Raw genomic sequence first — 15,815 nt, 5'->3', positions numbered from 1 at the left:
ACCTCAGGGTGACGGTCATGCAGCAGTGCCGTAGGATGGGTAGAGCGAAGCGAAACCCATCTACTCGCTTTCGCGTGCTGAAATGTGATGGGTTTCGCAAGTGCTCTACCCATCCTACGGCCTCGAACTCGCAGACGCAGCTTCGCGTCCTCGCGGCGCGTTCGCCCGAGCTTTGCTTCCGTCTTGCTTCCCTCCGGAAACAGAGGGCGCAGGGAAGACCGGGTGCCGGCTGGGCACCCACGGTCCACTGTGCGAGAGTTGCGCTACAAGAGGCTGCACAGCGGCATACAGGTGAAGCCAAACATCCGGCCTTCCCTGCGCAGTGGCTTTACGGCTTATGTCGCGCTCTCCCCGGGGAGCGATGCACTATTGCCCCCGTCGCCTTGCGAGCGATCCGCAAGACTTGACGCACAGACCCCGGGCGTCAGGACCACACGTCTATATTTTGATGGCCGGTGAAAGGTCCTGAAAGAAACAAACCCCTTCAAACGAAGGGTTTTTCCACTACCATCCCTCATCGGCTTTCAGCGACTTTCGCCAAAATCAGGGCCCGGCCCTAAGGCGTCCAGCGTCCGCACGACAAACTGAAGACCTCAAAGCCGAGCCCTCTGGTCTCAAGCCTCAGGAGCCGAAACCACATGAATACTACCATTGTCGCCACCCTCGCACGCAAGCGGGGTCGCAAGGCCAGTGTCATTCTGACCGACCGCATGTGCGAGAAGCGGATGACCGAACGCACGAAAATCTACGACCGCAAATGCCCCGGCCTTTATGTCAGCATCACCACGGCCGGTGTTGCGACCTTCTCCTTCAAGTTCACCGACCGACAGACGGGCAAACAGCGCACCGGTTGGCTCGGGGTCTACAATCCCGAGACCTTTACGGTTGAGGACGCCCGCAGCAGGGTCTACGGCCTCAAGGGCATGGGCGGCGAGGCACTCTCCGAGACCTTCCGCGACCGGAAGGCGGGTCAGTTGAAGCGAGGCAAGACGGTCAATCAGATCATCGAGGAGCGGATCGAGTGGATGAAGACCCCGATCAGAAAGCCCGATGGTGAGAAGCGGCCCCGGCTGGAAAGCTGGGAAAATACTGCCAGCCACCTGCGCCGGTTCCTCAGCCCCCGCCTCGGCAAGAAGCTGGCCATGGAGGTCACCAAGCACGACATCGCCACGCTCTCCAACGACATTGTGTCAGGCAAGCACGGAGGAAAGCCCTCCGTCAGTAATGCGCGGCACATGCGCAAAGCCGCCTCGGGCCTGTTTAACTGGGCGGCGGAAGCAGGCCGCGACTACGTGACCGCCAGCCCCTGCATCAACCTGCCGAAGCTCGACCCGGAGCATCCCCGCACGCGGGTCTTGTCGGAAGATGAAATCCGGGTGTTCTGGCATGGTCTCGACCGCAACGACATGCCGTGGGATCGGAGGACACGCCTCGCGCTCAAGTTCGAGTTGGTCACGATGCTGCGGTCAAGCGAACTTCTCCCAGCGCACCGAAGCGAGTTGTTCGACCTCAACGGCGAGCATCCGCGTTTCGATGTGCCTTTGAAGCGGGTCAAGAAGCGCCGGGTGATCCAGCAGCCGCTGTCCGATTTGGCGGTCGAGATCATCAGAGAGGCGCTGATCTCGGAAAATCAGCAGTTCGTCTTCGAAAGCCCGATCTACGCTGGCAAGCCCATCCATCGCAAAGCCATGGCTGCTGCGCTGCGGGGCACAAAACACGAGAAACACAAGAACAAGACCAAGACGCCCGGACTGTGCGAACTGCTCGGCCTGCGGCGTTTCACGCCGCACGATTTGCGGCGGACGGCGGCGACGTTGGCGGGCGACCTCGGCTTCGACGATGCCGCTATCGCCAAGTGCCTTGACCATGCAGTCAGCAGGAAGGGTGATGTGATCGTGCCGACTGTCACGGGCAAGGTCTACAATCATTCCCAGCGAATGAAGGAAAAACGCGCGGTTCTGGACGGCGTGGCGGCAGAGCTGCGGCGGATTGTCGGGACTGTGACGGCGAAGGCCACTGAACAAGTAGGGTTACGCCTCGCAGCCTAAATAGTCTCTCAAGCAAGAACACGGGCCCGGCCAGCTCGCCGCTGGCCGGGCTTTTGCTGTCATTGTCTGGGGAATGCTGCAAGCAGTTGCAGTATAGGACGCCCCCTGTGATAGACATGTCCGAGACAGGACGGGGGAGGCAAATGGAGGTCATTCAATGGACCGTAGCGGCTGGCACGGCGCTCTTTGTCGCGCTGGTCGGCTTCTTTCAGTGGCGAACGGCTCAAGATAAGGCCGCATTCGATCTATTCGAACGGCGGCATGACATTTTCCAAATTGTCCGCAGGGCCGTCCAACAAATGGTGAGTTCGTCACCCGGATTCGATCAGGCCCGCGAAATCGAATTCACCGAAATGATGGAACGAGCCTACTTCTTCTTCGGCGATGACGTTCATGACTATCTCAACAGGCTCTGGAACGACATAGTAGATGTCCGCACCGCAGATAGCGAAATGGCTGGCGGAAGTCTCTCGCCGACAGAGCTAACGGAGGCGCTGGGCCGCCGCCGCAAAGCGATGAGTCGCATCGAGCAATTCTACAAAACTGGCCAACCGTTGTTCGCAAAGTATATGCGGTTCTGTCGCCAGCTTTGGTGATGATAACCGAGTTGCAGGTCCAGCGCTATGAAGGACAAGCCCCTAAAATCACAAGAAGAGCTGCATGTCCGGCTTGCTCAATTCCGAGGAGGCGTCGGAGGCCTCCGCATCGGCATAGATGGAATGGATGGCGTTGGCAAAAGCACGCTGGCCCGCGAATTGGCCAACCGCTTGGGCGGCAGCGTGATTTCGTTAGACGACTATCTCACTAAAAGACAGAACAGCTATGTTCTGCACATCCGCTGCGACGATGTAAAAGCAGCGATCTCAGCCTCCAAGTTGCCTACCCTGATTGAGGGTGTGTGCTTGCTCGCGGTCGCTCAGCGATGCGGTTTTGAGGTGGACGCGCTCGTCTACGTGCGTCGTATTAGTGGTAACTCAGGGATTTGGCATGAAGAAGAGATTTGTATGGCGCTCAGCCCCCCCGACGAACTGAAACAGAAAGAGCGAGCGCTTCGCGAAGCATTTTCGACGACCGAGAAATCTGGCAACCTTGGGGACGATGATTTGGGGTTGACCGGCGAGCTAATCGACTACCACGCACGGTGGCGGCCCGTGGAACGCGCCTTGGTGTTCGACATCGGCCTCTGACGCCGATGGGGTTGACGGCCTCGACCGCATTGGTCGAACCGGGTTTGTTTACTACCAGCGCTGTTAGGATCAAAGCATGACGCGACCAATAGAAGTCCCCTTGAAGCCGACGCTCGCGCTGATGGTCGTTTCCCTATGGGGCGGCCATGCACTTGGGCAAATAACAGACCCTGCTCAACGTAAGGATTGGTACTACCTACAGACTCTATCGAAACAACTTGAAGAGTATCGGCAGTGCTCTCCTGCCCCGGATAAAAAAGATGATTGGGACAAGTACTGGCGGACCTACAACAGTAAGGCAACCGAGCTTGTAGTTGAGATCGAGTCGTACGCCAAAACCTACGCAGAGAGACGCAGCAAGTACGAATCGCCGGAGACATTTGCATATCGCGTGTGGGACACGACCTTAAGCGTGGGAAAACGCGAAGCAAGAAAGCTAAGTTCGGACCAATGCTTGGTCGTCAGGGCTGTACCTTAGTGCACCCGAACTTCACCCAGCCTGTGAATAGTCGGGACAAGCCATCCGCCATGTCTCCGGCCGCGTGCATTGTGCCACCATAAGCTCCTTCAATCAGCTAATCGCATTGCGCCATGAAAAGAATTTCTGACGAGAGAATTGCCGTCATCGGCTTGCTCGCACTGGCAGTATGGCTTTTTGTCGTATTGCCACTTTACCATCGTCCCGCGCCGCTAACAGTCGCTTCGCCCATTGGCGAAGAATGTGTCCGCAAGCTCCTCGGCGTCTGCTTCGTCATTCCGCCTGAAAGTGACGGCGGCATATTCGGCTTCGCTGAGTTTGTACAAGCGTTCGCGCTTTTGGTGCTGATCTTCACCGTCACGGGGACTCGATATCAATTTCGTGTCGAAACGGCACCCATTCGGCTCTGGCTTTTGACTTATTGGGCTTCCGGAGCGATAGGGGCTTTTGCTCTACTATCGGACCTATGGTTCGCTCAGCGGTATCCGCTACCATGGTTTTTTGCGAGCCAAGCTTATTGGCAGGTTATACTTGGATCTCTGTTCCTCGCACTCGCTTTGACATGGCTTTGGTTTGCCTACGTTCGTCCGCCACAGTTCGGCAGGACTAACGCGTACAGGTTTACGGGCGCCGTCTATCACTACGTCATGCAGGGAATTGATCGTGATCTTTCCATCGTTGCCGACGAAATCGGGCGCTCAGCTAATTCAATCGTCGAAATGGCCTCGGCGGCATTTGATCAGAAGCACCTCCGACATAGGCGCGATGGTGGAAAACCGAGAGCAGAAGATTACGCATGCGATCTCCTTCTCATTCTTGGGAATAGGAGATTCTGCCGACATGTAGCGGGTAACGCGCCTAATACTGCGATGGCACTTTTCCGAGCTGTGGCGAAGACAAAGCAGTACAATGTTCCAATGTCTCAATTTTCATCGGCACTGGCAACAGAAGCGATCTTAAATAAGGATTCAATGCTCTATCACGAGGACGCCGGATTTTTTTCGGGGTACTTCGGCTACACTCGCCCGTTTACAAATACAATCTTCGGAAACTTTGAATTCGTCGAAGCCCTCGCGACAAACGGAAACTCGCCTCTCGACGTTGATCTCGATGTTCGATGGAAGTTTGACGGTAAACAACTCGAAGCATACACGCGGGCAACCTTGACAACGCTCAAGGCCGCGCTCGCAAGGGGAAATCCGCGTCTGCACTCTTATGCACTCAATCGCGCTTTCGGCATCATCGAAAATGCCTGCTCCGACTTATACAAGCTCAATGATCCGCTAAGCCCGCAGGAAAGGAGCGACATACGCGACCGGCTCAGCGCCGTTGTGGGCTTTATAAACGATGCAATCGAGGCGCTGCAGAAGTCCGGCCTTCAAAAACCAAAGCTGCGAAAGCGCGGCGAATCTCACAAATGGCAGTATGAAGACTATCACGACAAAATCGCACAGTTGATTTTTGATGTCATAGGTCATGCGGCCGCCGTGAAGACCAAAGAATTCGAGGGCTGGTCAATTCAATACAGCGCCGTCTGGAGTCGGCTGAACAATTTTGATCGGAGTGAGACGCGGAAGATCGTGCTCTTTAAGGTGCGTCGGCTCTTGTACGAAGAGATAAAAGACATTGGGACACACCCGAATTATCGGAGCGCGGCCTATCTCGGTTATTGTTTGAACGTGCTCGGCTTGGCGGAGGGAAAGAAGAGAGAGTTTCGCCATGACGAATTCCCGCTGCGAAAGACGGTCATATCGCTTGCGCGCAGGAATTATCTCGCTTTGGTGGAGCGCCTTCCCAATGTTGCCGCTGCGGTTTTGATTGGCACCATCTCATTCGATCATGAAAAAAAGCAACTTGTGAAAACATTCAGTGCCGGACTGGAGCAGGTTGCTCCAACTGTGACGTTAGATTTGATTGATCCAAAGAATTCGGCTGATCAACAAGGAGATGCTTGACCTGTCCCCGACACCAGCTCACGCGTCGCTGCCTATGTGACACCCCTGTAAGTGCGCCAGCTTGCGAGCCGATAGGCTGCGTCCACGATCTCGGCAGGCTCGCTGATCTTCAATTTTTGCAGCAACCGGGCTCGCTGCTCGGCAACGCGCTTCACGCCACCTCCGAACTTCCCTGCTATCTCCGCATCCGTTTTCCCGGCCGCAATGCGCCTGAGAAGTTGTTTCTCGCGCGGCGATAGAATGACAGATGCACTCATTGGTAATTGGACTCTGAGAGCGTTCAATGTACACTTTTGGACCGAGGCGGCTCTACCACAGGTATACTATCAGATTGGATGTAGCTCGAACAACGAGCATACAAATGAACCGGGAAAGCGCGGACGGAGCGGTCCAGATGTTGATCTGGGCCATCCGAAGAAATTGAGAAGACCGGAAACAAGCGGGCGGAGTGCTTTGCCCGTCAGGCATTAAAGTGCCTCAGGCCATCGGATAGCGAACTCGCTGAGCCGGAAGCTGGCCATCGTCGCGTTGTGCAGCTTCGGCCCGGTCGTATGCGCTCGCCGGGGAAGGATGCCAGCGACTGACCCCGCTGATCGCGTTACCTCAATCGTTTCGAAGAACGCCAGCGGCAATCATATGCGGCCGGTGTTTGCGTATCGTCTCGACATCAAATCCGTCCGCTAACATTTCGCCGCAAGCGCACATAAACGCGCGGCCGAAGCGGTCCGCCCCGAAAAGCGCCAGCCGCTGGCGTTCAAGCTCGACCATGTGCTCGCGTTGTCGGGCGGCCGCCATGCGCAAGGCGCCAAGTGTCTTTTCGCGCCAGACCTCGAACAAGATATCTCGCTCGGCGTCGTTGAGGTCTTGCCGGTGCAGTTTCATCAGACCGTAGAAAAAAGCGCGGTATTCGTCCACGCCAACAAGCGGATCGAGCAAATGCTCGGCGGCGTAAGCGTCGGCCAGCGCAAACAGATCGACGGCGGCTTGCTCAGTCATAACTCTCTCCCTCACTTGATCCTGAGGAGCCGCGCAGCGTTCGGACAGACCACCGCGCCGCCGATACGGCTCTCGAACTTGAAGAGGACGCAGAACCCCGCAGAATACGGGTCTTGCTGCATGGTGACGGCCTTGCGCGTGGCGACCATGTAAGTCTGCTTCCAATTGCCGTAGGCGACCGGCGTTGCGCCAGGCACCGGATCGGGCATTTGTGTTGCGATCTTGAGCGGCGCGCCCATCAAGGTGAACTGCGTCGGGTCTTGCAAACTGGGCACCATCAGGGGGCGGCCGTTGGCGTCGCTCATTGTGAACAGCAAGGCGGCAGTGTTCTGGTTCATCAGATAGGCTGCCGAGGCCGGGTCCTGAAACTGAACAGGCACTTGCCATCGCAGCATGACCAGATCCTGCCAGCTGAATTGCCCGGTTGCCGTAGGCGCGCCGGTATCACAAATCGGGATACCTGCCTGCGGATTGAGGATGCCCATCGGCTTGCCGATTCCATCGCCAATCATAACAGCGGCGCTGACGGTGTTGCGGAAGGCGCGACTAACCTTTCCGAGCAACCACGATTCCAGATTGAAGGCGCTGTCCTCGATAAGATCGCCGGTCGCGCACGCGACGTAACGTAGCGGCTCTGGCTTGATCTCCAATTCTCCGAGAAGGCTGGATAAATCGTGACTGTTCGGCGAATTGGCGAAGCATGACGCATCGCAGCCCCACGCTGCGTTGTCGAGGTCGCCCTTATCGACCAGAAACTTGATTGCGTTACCGGCCAGCGTGGCGCTGCCCATCAGCGCCGTGACGTCGGTCTGATCAATCGTACATGACAAGATGCGGTCACTCATCTCAGGCGGCAACACGAAACCGCTCGCGCCGAAAGAAAAGGCGCTGAGAGCTTTCCGCTGGGTATCGGGAAGGCGAGCGACATCCGTCGTTTTCATCAACGCCCGGATCGCGTCGATGTGCGCCTTTGCCTCCGTGATCGCGTCCTCCGACGGCGCAAATGGATGCTGCGGATCGTGTTTGGGGATTTTCAATGCGTGCTTGAGTTGCAACAGACCAATCGCCGCCCTGCGATTGGCGTGGTCGCTGACGTCGTCGAAACCAGGCCGATTGATCTTCAAGGACAAACGGTCGATGTCGCTCCGGAGCTGCTTGATCGCCCTGTCACGCTCGCTATCACCGCTTTCCAAAACAGCACGCGCCGCCTTCACCTCGGCAAGCAGATCGGTCAGATGTTCGCCCATGATCAATCCTCCACGCGCTTCGGAAGCGCGATTTCCAAGAACTGATCTCCTTTTTCGCGAGGGGCGCATGCGAGTGCGGCGCGCGACTTGACAAGCATAGGCCGAAACGACGTATCGGCAAAGCAAATGGCGCATGATCGAGAAGTCGTTCGGACGCGGGCCCGCATCCCGCTTCATTGCGCCAATCGGTGAGCGGGTGTTCAGATCATGAAAGGTCGCCGAACGACTGCGAAGGGGGTGCCTCCAGTCCGCCGGGGAACTTGTCGCGCCCGGCAAAACAACCCCCCGGGCCTGGACGACGAGCATCCACGACGCCGGAAGCGGTCAGCGCGATATCAAACGATGAAGGTTGGGATCAGAGAGCGGTCGTCAGGCCGAGGCGACGCCGTCGGATTGCTTGAGGCCAAGCCGCCGTTGCAGCCGCATGATCGTGGTCGGTTGCCACTGGCCACCGCGAGCGGTCATGATGCCTTGGGAGTTGAGGTGTGCGGCGATGGCGCGCGTAGTCAGGCCTGCGAGCGGAGCGATGGCAGGCCGCAGGGTCTCGGCATAAGCATCAGCGGCGCTCTTGTTGTGCGCAGCGGCCGTGGGATTGCCCAACTTGACGCCGCGCCGCTTGGCAGCCGCCAGAGCCTGCCGGGTCCGCTCGGCGATCTGCTCGCGCTCCTTTTCGGCGACGGCCGCGTATATGTGGAGCATGAAGGGATCGACGTTCGGCCCCAGCGCCGTCACGATGAAGGGCACCCGCTGCACCATCAGGCCGCTGATAAAATGGACATCTCTCGACAAACGGTCGAGCTTGGCAACGAGCACCGGAGCGGCATCGCGCTGCGACCGACTACCGCCGATCTTGCGCGCGGCGTCCATGGCGGCCCGTAGCTGCGGCCGCTTCTCCAGCGCATCGGTTCCCTTGCCAGTCTCGACCTCCACGAACGTCTCGGCGACAACGTAGCCCTCGGCCTCGGCATAGCGCGCGATGGCTTCCTGCTGGGCTTCGAGACCGAGGCCGCTGCGGCCTTGCTTCGGTTTCGAGACGCGGACATAGGCGATGACAGGCTGCGGCATAGAAGGACGTTCCACGGCTCGGAGCCGATGTTGTTACATGCTGACGTTCGTTTACTTGTATCAGATCGGATAACCCGAAGCCAATCCATCGGGCCAGTAGTTTGATACTCCAATAGGAGGCTCGCTGGGGCGCTCTGCGTGGCCGGGACAAGATCGGGCGGGATAAAAAATAACGCATCAGCGGCTCGCTAATGGGACTGCGCGGGGCCTTTGACCAGCAGTTCAATAGCGGCTTCCAATTCGTCGGTGCTGGTCTGCGTCGCCGCTTGCGCAACCGTCACGTCAACACGGGTAGGTGCGAATGTCCCGAGCAAATCGGCCCGGAGCTGAACCAGCTTGGCCAGCGCATGAACCGCGGCCATGTCACCAGCCAGCGCCTCTTTCAGAACGCGCCCCTGTGCCAGCCCGATGGCTTCAAGATCAAGCGCCAGAGCTTCGGCGCGATAGCGGTTATCGATTTTCGTCAATCGTTTTGCGACGATGTCGTTGACCGTTTCGACCGACAGGCCGTGCTGATCCGCCAGCCGTCGCGGTGACATTCCGCTGATCCGTCCCCGGAAGATCGCCTCGTGCCTGTCGCTGTCGTCCTCGATGATCGCCGCCATCTCTCGCCTCGCACTCGGAAAGGGCGTTTCCGGTCAAACTATACAGTTCGCTTTCGGCCGCTGCCAACTGGCGCAATAGCTCACGCCACGGCCGCCATCGCCATGATCGCTTCGGCACCACCGGCAGCCACCACTGCGGCGAATTGTCGAGCTTGCGGCGAATGAAAGCGATGCGGTCGAGCGGCGTCACCGCGCGCTGGCGGCCGTAGCAGAAGCCGCAAACGAGAGCATCGCCATCCAAGTGCAGGACGTACGCACCACGGCCGCAGCGACACCGGAAGCGGTGGCGATGCCGAGGCCGCCCTTTGCCGCCGAACAGCAGAATGCGCCCAATCTCGACCTCGTACCCGCGCCAGAAAAACCTGCCGTGGCTGGGGGATTGAGTGCCCCTGCCCCTGCGGTGGCGGGGCAGCACGTCGTCGATGTTGCAACGCATCTTCTTTGTTCCGTCAGCGATCTCTGCGGCTTTCCAAGCTTGAGGCGAGCGATCTCGCAAAACAACCCGATTGCGGCGGAAGCGGAGCGAGACCCCTTACTGCTATAGAAAGTGTCCCTGCCATTTTCCATGCGTCCAATAGGTTTACTTCCGCTTCCGCCGCACTTTTTCTGTGCGGACGGCGCGGACCAAACCCATCATCCCTGAGAGACTGCCATTTCAGCGACTTCTTCTGTTTCGATCCGCACCTTCCGCAAGATGAATTTCGGCGCGCGGTGATTTTCATCTTGCTGCTTGCTTTCCTTGATTTCTAATCGCAATCCCCCGACGACGCGGCCTGCGATTTTGCGCAGCCAACGGCCTAAATTCCGGGCTGAGATTTCGCCACGCTGCCCGGCGATCTGGATCAGATGATCTCGGAAGTCGCCACGCGCGAAGCCATCGCCGCGAGCGTCCCGCTCGCTTGCCTTCGCGACGATTTCGGCCGCGCTGAAGGGCACCGCGACGACGAGGTAGTGCTGCCATAGCGCGAACAGTTCGCCGATGGCGTTTAAACCTTCGTCCTCATTGCGCGCCTGATCCATACTGGCAACAGGATCGGCACAGCCGAGCCATACCAGCGGCGCGCGGACCATGTCCGACCATCGCTCATAACTGGCAATCGGGCCGACCACGTCGGGGCGTCCCGCCGCGATGTAGGCCCGAATGATCGTGAAGATGTCGGCGAGATACGCGCCGCGCTTCGCCAGCACCATCGCCACCGGGTTGTGATCAAATTCGCGAAGCTCAGGACGTTCGACCTTCGGATCGAGATTGCAGAGCAAGGTCCGCCGCGTCATGTCGCCCTTCGGCCCAATGTTGTTCCCGTTGAACGTCGTCACCGCGCGGTTGTCGATCTCCGGCATCTTGGAATAGCGGAGGACGCGGATGCGCATGCGAGGTCTCTCGGTCAACTGGCACAGCGCGTCGCCCGAGAGATCATGCGAGCAATTGTCGATCGCGACGACGTTTGCGCCCTCAAGCAGCGCCGCGCCGATCCGCTTCTCCGTCTCCTCAATCGTTTCGCCCGCCGAGATCACCGGGCATTTGTCGCGGCCTGAGGTGACGGCATTCGAGAGATCGTTCAGATACGATTTGCCGCTACCGGGCACAGGCGCGCGACACAAAAAGGCGGGTGAGATCGGCAATGCGCTGCGCACCGCAAACGTCATGATCTGCGCCAGCGCGACAGAATGATCAACCCCACCATCACCGCTCTTGAACGGAAATTCTTTTAGCAATGCAGCGAGCCGCGCCAGCGCAGCGAGAGCCTCCTCCCGCGTCGGCTTCAATCTCACCTCGACCATCTGCAAATCAGGATCGATTTCCAGATAGAGCATGGTCTGCGGATCATAGCCGTTGCAGCACAGGATCGACCCGTCATGCCGCATGGTCGGGCATGTGATCACTCCCGCAATCGTCGGGAATGTCCACGTCTCCGGCGTCTCAAGTATCGCTTTCGCCAGCGTGCGCGGCGGATCGCAGCGCGCCCACGCACCTTTCTTTCCAGTCGCCTCATCCTTGGCGCGCTTGTCCCATTTGCGAAAATCCGCCGCGTCCGCCAACCACAGCAGCAGACTATCGACCGCAATGGGTTTCAGCCGCACCGCTTGCGTCATGCGGCCGTCAGAGGCGGCCACCTCCACGGTGATCGGGCGCACCAGAACATCATCCTGACGAAAGATCGTCGCGCCGTACTCGGCCAGCGCCACCGCCGCCTTCGCTACGGCACCCGGCATTTCACCGGCGGCAATATCGATTACGGCTTTCACGGTCTGCGCCGTCAAGGATGTTAGTGGCGCGGCATCGTCATCGATCCAGTCGCTGCGGGTGATGTTGTCACGCATGTTCGCGTCCCCTCTATTCAGAAGGGCTGCATGCGGCGAAACGCGAAGATTGAAACTGGACCGACGACGCGCTATTTTGGATTGGGCTCAGAAAGTCCGTTCTCGTCTATTCGGTCCTGCTTCGGCCGCCCGCGTTCGCTCGCGTGCGGCCGTTTCATTCTGCGGCTGGCATCTGCCGCTCCTTCCCCGGGTCAGCATTGCGATCTCCTTTCGCAGACTTGATCGGCGTCGCGGGTGGCGCTGCTCGGCGCTCTCTGTAAAGCTGCTTCTCGCTGCAGGGGCGGCTTCGTCGCGAGAGCAGCCGCGCCGAGCCGAGTACCGTGTTAAGTTCGTGCTTCATGAAATCGCGAGGTCTCAGTGTCCGCCCGATCCGCGTTTCGAGGCAGCCAACGCACAGGCAGCCGCCCATGGATGACATGCCCGCTTTTGCCCATACGCGGGCTGTGACCATGTAAACTTCCGAACGGTCGTCGAAGTATTGATCGACCTTATCGTGCGTGGCGGTACGGATGGCCGCGCTACCGTCAAGGCCGAAGGCGCGATCAATTTGCTCGCGGGTCCACAACCCCGGCGCGGTGTTGACATTGCAATCGACGCAAACCCAGCTTTCGGGGGCCTTTCCTTTGGACGTCATGAGTGCCTCTTACCGCTCGCTGTCCTTGGTGCGCACGCTTGCTGCGATCCACGGGGCCGCCCTTCGCGCGTGCGCGGGCCTTCAGACTTCCACCTTCGGGTAATGATGCTTTCCGCGTCGGCGTCCGCTAACGCCGTTCTGCCACCCGACGACCTCATCGGTGAACCAGACCTTTCGATTTGCGCTGATGAAGGTCCCTTTCGGAAACAAGCCGTCTCGCTCCATCCGCCACAACGTCGCTGGCGAGACCGGGACGATCTCCAGAACCTGCTTTTCGGTCAGCATGCGGCGCGGGTTTTGCCCGTCCGCGCTGTTGCGCCGTCGTGTCGCGGCAGTCGAGCGTCGTCGGTGGGTCTTTCGAGTAGACATCGAACATCCTCCGCGCGCGTGCGGCTCCATCGGCAGACACGGCCTCCCGCGCGACAAGACAGTCGTTTATGTTTGGATGAGCCTCGTAGGCTCGTGAAATCGGCTGCGGCTGGACGAAGCCCGCCGATGCCGCATCGTGATCGGTCAGCGACGTACAGTCAAGTTATCCACAAGACAAGCCATTGAAAGAGCAGGGACAAAAAGGGACACGTGATTTTCTACTTAGTCATTATCGCTACAACGTAATTTGAATCTCGACGCAAATTCGTCAGCCCTTTGCCGCAATTGTGCGGATCGCTGCCTGAAGTAAAACTCCTCGGATTCCGAAGATATAGAGCTGACAGATAAGCTGAATTTCGCGCCGCAGAGCGCGAAATTATTTTTCACATCCTTGGCGGGTGTATCACTGCCACAATTCGCGGGCTCCTTCGGTTGGCATCAGGGGGGCCGCGCGGTCCGAGCGCGGTCGGCTTCATCACGACGGGATGGTCAATGATTTTGCCGTTGGAGCGACGAGTGAGACCAACATCGGCGAAGCGCGCAACTCCGCGCACCACTTTTGGCATCGAGACACCGAGGGATAGCCGCCTCGGCTATTTCTGATCGTCTTTCTTCGCGAGCTTGGCATCGCGCCGCCGCGCGTGGCGATTGTTCTTTTGCGCCGCACCTTCTTCCCGGAAGGTGTTGGTGGGCACAATCGATTGCCCGATCTTCGTCGCCTTGCGTGACATTGAACCTTTGTTCTTCATCTTGGTCCCTCCTGTGTCGATGAACTAAGTTAGCGCATCACTTAGCAAACCGAAAAGGCTAAGCGACGGCGCAGAGCGCACAATTTGACCGGCTCCGCCGGGTGCCAATGCACTTCGTCCTGGGTGTTGCCGCAGGATACACGGTGTATGCTACCTTCCGCCAAATTCTTGGCAGGGGCTCTCGGACCATGATCTACATCATGACGAAGCGGGGATGGCGGCTGCTCCATAAGCTGCACTACGAGATTGCTGAGCATTGGCGAGAGATCGGCTTGGACATCGAGGATAAGGTCGACACTGCTCAGGATGAGTGATGCGGGCATAGTCAGTCGCGACGACGGTCCAAGAACCGACACCGGAGATCAAGAGGATGAAACAAAGTCCATCCGATTATCGCGGGAAGACAGACTTCCCTAATGAAGCATTCGTCCAGCAGGCCGTTGAACAGTGGCTGACAAGGGACGGTTTTCGAGTATTTCGTGATCGCCTTGTCGACGTGAAAGCATCGAGAGATAGTGGGGGAGAACCTAAAGTTTGGCATATCGAGGCCAAAGGCAAGACGTCAGCAGTCGGTCTGGATTTTCGCACCGGTGTCGGTCAATTAGTTCAACGCATGAAAGATCGAGCACACCAATATGGAATTGCTATCCCGGACATCCCTGAGTTCCGGAAGCAGACAGATCAGTTCGCGCCGTGGGTATTGTCCAAGCTCCAAATCCATTGGATCTGGGTTTCAAAAGACGGCACAGTATCAGTCGATACTCCTCCTCAATGAAGGCCTACGGGACGACTCAGCCTTACGCACGCGCTGGAACGCTTTTGAGAGCAGACGCATGTCTGCGTCGAAGCCATAAAGGAGGCAGAAAATGAAAGACCGTCCAGCACGCATACCCAATCACACCAATTGGGTTCGATGGAGCGACATCGCCAACGCCGCTAAGGTCCTGCGGGCAGCTGGCGTTGAGTTCAAGGTGCCGCCCGATCAGGGTAAGGGGAGCATGCACTCGCTCGCGGCCATGATCATCGGTAACCCGAAGATCAAGAAGGTGAAGCTCGGGACTGGGCAGAGTGCACCAGCCTTCTACTGCACCAAGATGAAGTGAAAACGAAGCAGGCGCGCAGCTTCATGGGCGAGACCAAGCCGACATTAACTCAGGTCCAAATTATTCAGTCGCTCGCAGAGGCCCTCTCTTGGTTCGAGAAGGAATTAGGCTGGGGCGTAGCTCCCGGCGAGCTGAACCATCTGACGGGCCGAATTGGCGAGCTTTATGCCGCCATGACCACACGTGGGCAGATGGCGCTTGAAACCAATCAACGCGGCTATGATGTCGTCTCTGCGCTCAACGAACGCATTTCCGTCAAAACGATTACGACCTCCAACCACGTGTCATTTAACTCTGCCACCTTTGAGTTTGTCGACCGCGTCATTGTGCTGCGAGTAAATGTGGATCAGGAGAACGGCATATCTGTTGAGGAAATTCTTGACGAACCCGCAGACATTGCAAAAGGAAAGATGCGCCCCAGCGGCTCGAATTACATTTATGCTATTCCTCGAACTTCCCAACGCGAACAGCGACCGATTGAAGAACTGCGAGTGACTGCCCGGGCACTCTACTCAGACTTCGAGATCGTTCGTTATGAGAGTGGCGCAATCCGGATCCTGCGAAACGGCGTCGTCCAACCCGTCGTCGTAAAAGATGTTCTAAGGCCCATAGCGGCTGAACTCGGCGTCGAAATTCTTAACTCTCAAGGGGAAATGAAGAACACGCAGCAGATCGGTGCCGATGTCATTCGTGCGCTGAACGCGCGGGTCGCAAAAGGCGCGGGGTAAACGTAGCGCGCGGCTTAACGTGCAAGCCCACCGGAAGACCGTAAAAGACCCGGCGCGCGAGGGCGATAGGAAGACCGGGCGGGCCGCGCCAGCGCACTGGCAAGGCCGTAGAATAGAACGCGGCCGGGCGACGGGCTCGAAGGGCACCGGGACCAGCTCGCACCAGCGCATCCCGTGAGATTAGGGCCTATTAGGGCCTCGCCGTTTCGGGTGAGCCTCCATTGTTCGGTAAGCAGTCAGATTGTGGATTTAATTTCAGTGGCTTAGCCCGCTTTCAACGCGCCGCAAAAAGCACTGGACGCAAGGACCACACGACTTTGCCGTACGCG

17 protein-coding genes are annotated in these 15,815 nt (G+C 58.3%); 8 read left to right on the top strand and 9 right to left on the bottom strand.

Features of this window, described 5'->3' with window-relative positions; translation table 11 throughout:
- Positions 1 to 638: 638 nt before the first annotated feature.
- The 4 genes from JQ617_RS03405 (at position 639) to JQ617_RS03390 (ending at position 5,668) form a co-directional block, all read left to right on the top strand.
- A complete protein-coding gene (locus JQ617_RS03405) occupies positions 639 to 2,048 on the top strand; it encodes a tyrosine-type recombinase/integrase (protein ID WP_212024409.1) in 1,410 nt (469 codons plus the stop codon).
- Between the two features lie 143 nt (positions 2,049 to 2,191).
- Entirely contained in the window at positions 2,192 to 2,644 is a 453-nt protein-coding gene (locus JQ617_RS03400) for a hypothetical protein (RefSeq protein ID WP_212024407.1), read from the top strand.
- Between the two features lie 27 nt (positions 2,645 to 2,671).
- Positions 2,672 to 3,235 (top strand): adenylate kinase family protein, encoded by a 564-nt coding sequence (locus tag JQ617_RS03395; protein ID WP_212024405.1) that lies wholly within the window; start codon positions 2,672 to 2,674, stop codon positions 3,233 to 3,235.
- A 591-nt stretch (positions 3,236 to 3,826) separates the two neighbouring features.
- Complete coding sequence (locus JQ617_RS03390) at positions 3,827 to 5,668, top strand: hypothetical protein (RefSeq protein WP_212024403.1); 1,842 nt, start codon at positions 3,827 to 3,829, stop codon at positions 5,666 to 5,668.
- 32 nt (positions 5,669 to 5,700) lie between these two features.
- Here JQ617_RS03390 and JQ617_RS03385 read toward each other — a convergent pair whose 3' ends face one another.
- The 9 genes from JQ617_RS03385 to JQ617_RS03345 form a co-directional block, all read right to left on the bottom strand.
- A complete protein-coding gene (locus JQ617_RS03385; RefSeq protein ID WP_212024402.1) occupies positions 5,701 to 5,925 on the bottom strand; it encodes a LuxR C-terminal-related transcriptional regulator in 225 nt (74 codons plus the stop codon).
- A 346-nt stretch (positions 5,926 to 6,271) separates the two neighbouring features.
- On the bottom strand, positions 6,272 to 6,664 hold the full coding sequence (locus JQ617_RS03380) for a hypothetical protein (RefSeq protein ID WP_212024400.1): 393 nt from the start codon (positions 6,662 to 6,664) through the stop codon (positions 6,272 to 6,274).
- A gap of 11 nt (positions 6,665 to 6,675) precedes the next feature.
- Positions 6,676 to 7,911 carry a phage major capsid protein gene (locus JQ617_RS03375; RefSeq protein WP_212024398.1) on the bottom strand — a complete coding sequence of 412 codons (1,236 nt, stop codon included), beginning with the start codon at positions 7,909 to 7,911 and terminating at the stop codon, positions 6,676 to 6,678.
- 369 nt (positions 7,912 to 8,280) lie between these two features.
- On the bottom strand, positions 8,281 to 8,976 hold the full coding sequence (locus tag JQ617_RS03370) for a recombinase family protein (RefSeq protein ID WP_212024396.1): 696 nt from the start codon (positions 8,974 to 8,976) through the stop codon (positions 8,281 to 8,283).
- A 188-nt stretch (positions 8,977 to 9,164) separates the two neighbouring features.
- Complete coding sequence (locus JQ617_RS03365; protein ID WP_212024394.1) at positions 9,165 to 9,581, bottom strand: hypothetical protein; 417 nt, start codon at positions 9,579 to 9,581, stop codon at positions 9,165 to 9,167.
- 633 nt (positions 9,582 to 10,214) lie between these two features.
- Positions 10,215 to 11,903, bottom strand: coding sequence for a hypothetical protein (locus JQ617_RS03360; protein WP_212024392.1), 1,689 nt, complete (start codon positions 11,901 to 11,903; stop codon positions 10,215 to 10,217).
- 154 nt (positions 11,904 to 12,057) lie between these two features.
- Positions 12,058 to 12,537, bottom strand: a complete 480-nt coding sequence (locus tag JQ617_RS03355) for a hypothetical protein (protein ID WP_212024390.1) — start codon at positions 12,535 to 12,537, stop codon at positions 12,058 to 12,060.
- Positions 12,538 to 12,618: 81 nt separating this feature from the next.
- Complete coding sequence (locus tag JQ617_RS03350) at positions 12,619 to 12,906, bottom strand: helix-turn-helix transcriptional regulator (RefSeq protein WP_212024388.1); 288 nt, start codon at positions 12,904 to 12,906, stop codon at positions 12,619 to 12,621.
- A gap of 593 nt (positions 12,907 to 13,499) precedes the next feature.
- Positions 13,500 to 13,655 (bottom strand): hypothetical protein, encoded by a 156-nt coding sequence (locus JQ617_RS03345; RefSeq protein WP_212024386.1) that lies wholly within the window; start codon positions 13,653 to 13,655, stop codon positions 13,500 to 13,502.
- A gap of 188 nt (positions 13,656 to 13,843) precedes the next feature.
- On the opposite strand from JQ617_RS03345, the gene JQ617_RS40170 reads away from it, so the two are divergent.
- From JQ617_RS40170 to JQ617_RS03330, 4 genes are all read left to right on the top strand, one after another.
- Complete coding sequence (locus JQ617_RS40170) at positions 13,844 to 13,969, top strand: hypothetical protein (protein WP_283842032.1); 126 nt, start codon at positions 13,844 to 13,846, stop codon at positions 13,967 to 13,969.
- Between the two features lie 56 nt (positions 13,970 to 14,025).
- Complete coding sequence (locus tag JQ617_RS03340; protein WP_212024384.1) at positions 14,026 to 14,430, top strand: hypothetical protein; 405 nt, start codon at positions 14,026 to 14,028, stop codon at positions 14,428 to 14,430.
- Between the two features lie 91 nt (positions 14,431 to 14,521).
- Positions 14,522 to 14,758 (top strand): hypothetical protein, encoded by a 237-nt coding sequence (locus JQ617_RS03335; RefSeq protein ID WP_212024383.1) that lies wholly within the window; start codon positions 14,522 to 14,524, stop codon positions 14,756 to 14,758.
- Positions 14,755 to 15,486, top strand: coding sequence for a DUF6998 domain-containing protein (locus JQ617_RS03330; RefSeq protein WP_349630591.1), 732 nt, complete (start codon positions 14,755 to 14,757; stop codon positions 15,484 to 15,486). Before JQ617_RS03335 ends, JQ617_RS03330 begins: the two co-directional genes overlap by 4 nt.
- The last annotated feature ends 329 nt before the right edge of the window (positions 15,487 to 15,815 follow it).

Source organism: Bradyrhizobium sp. KB893862 SZCCT0404 (assembly GCF_018130885.1).
GTDB classification, from domain to species: Bacteria; Pseudomonadota; Alphaproteobacteria; order Rhizobiales; family Xanthobacteraceae; genus Bradyrhizobium; species Bradyrhizobium stylosanthis.
The sequence above is the reverse complement of the archived record's forward strand: the minus strand, read 5'-3'. Positions and strand labels throughout refer to the sequence as shown.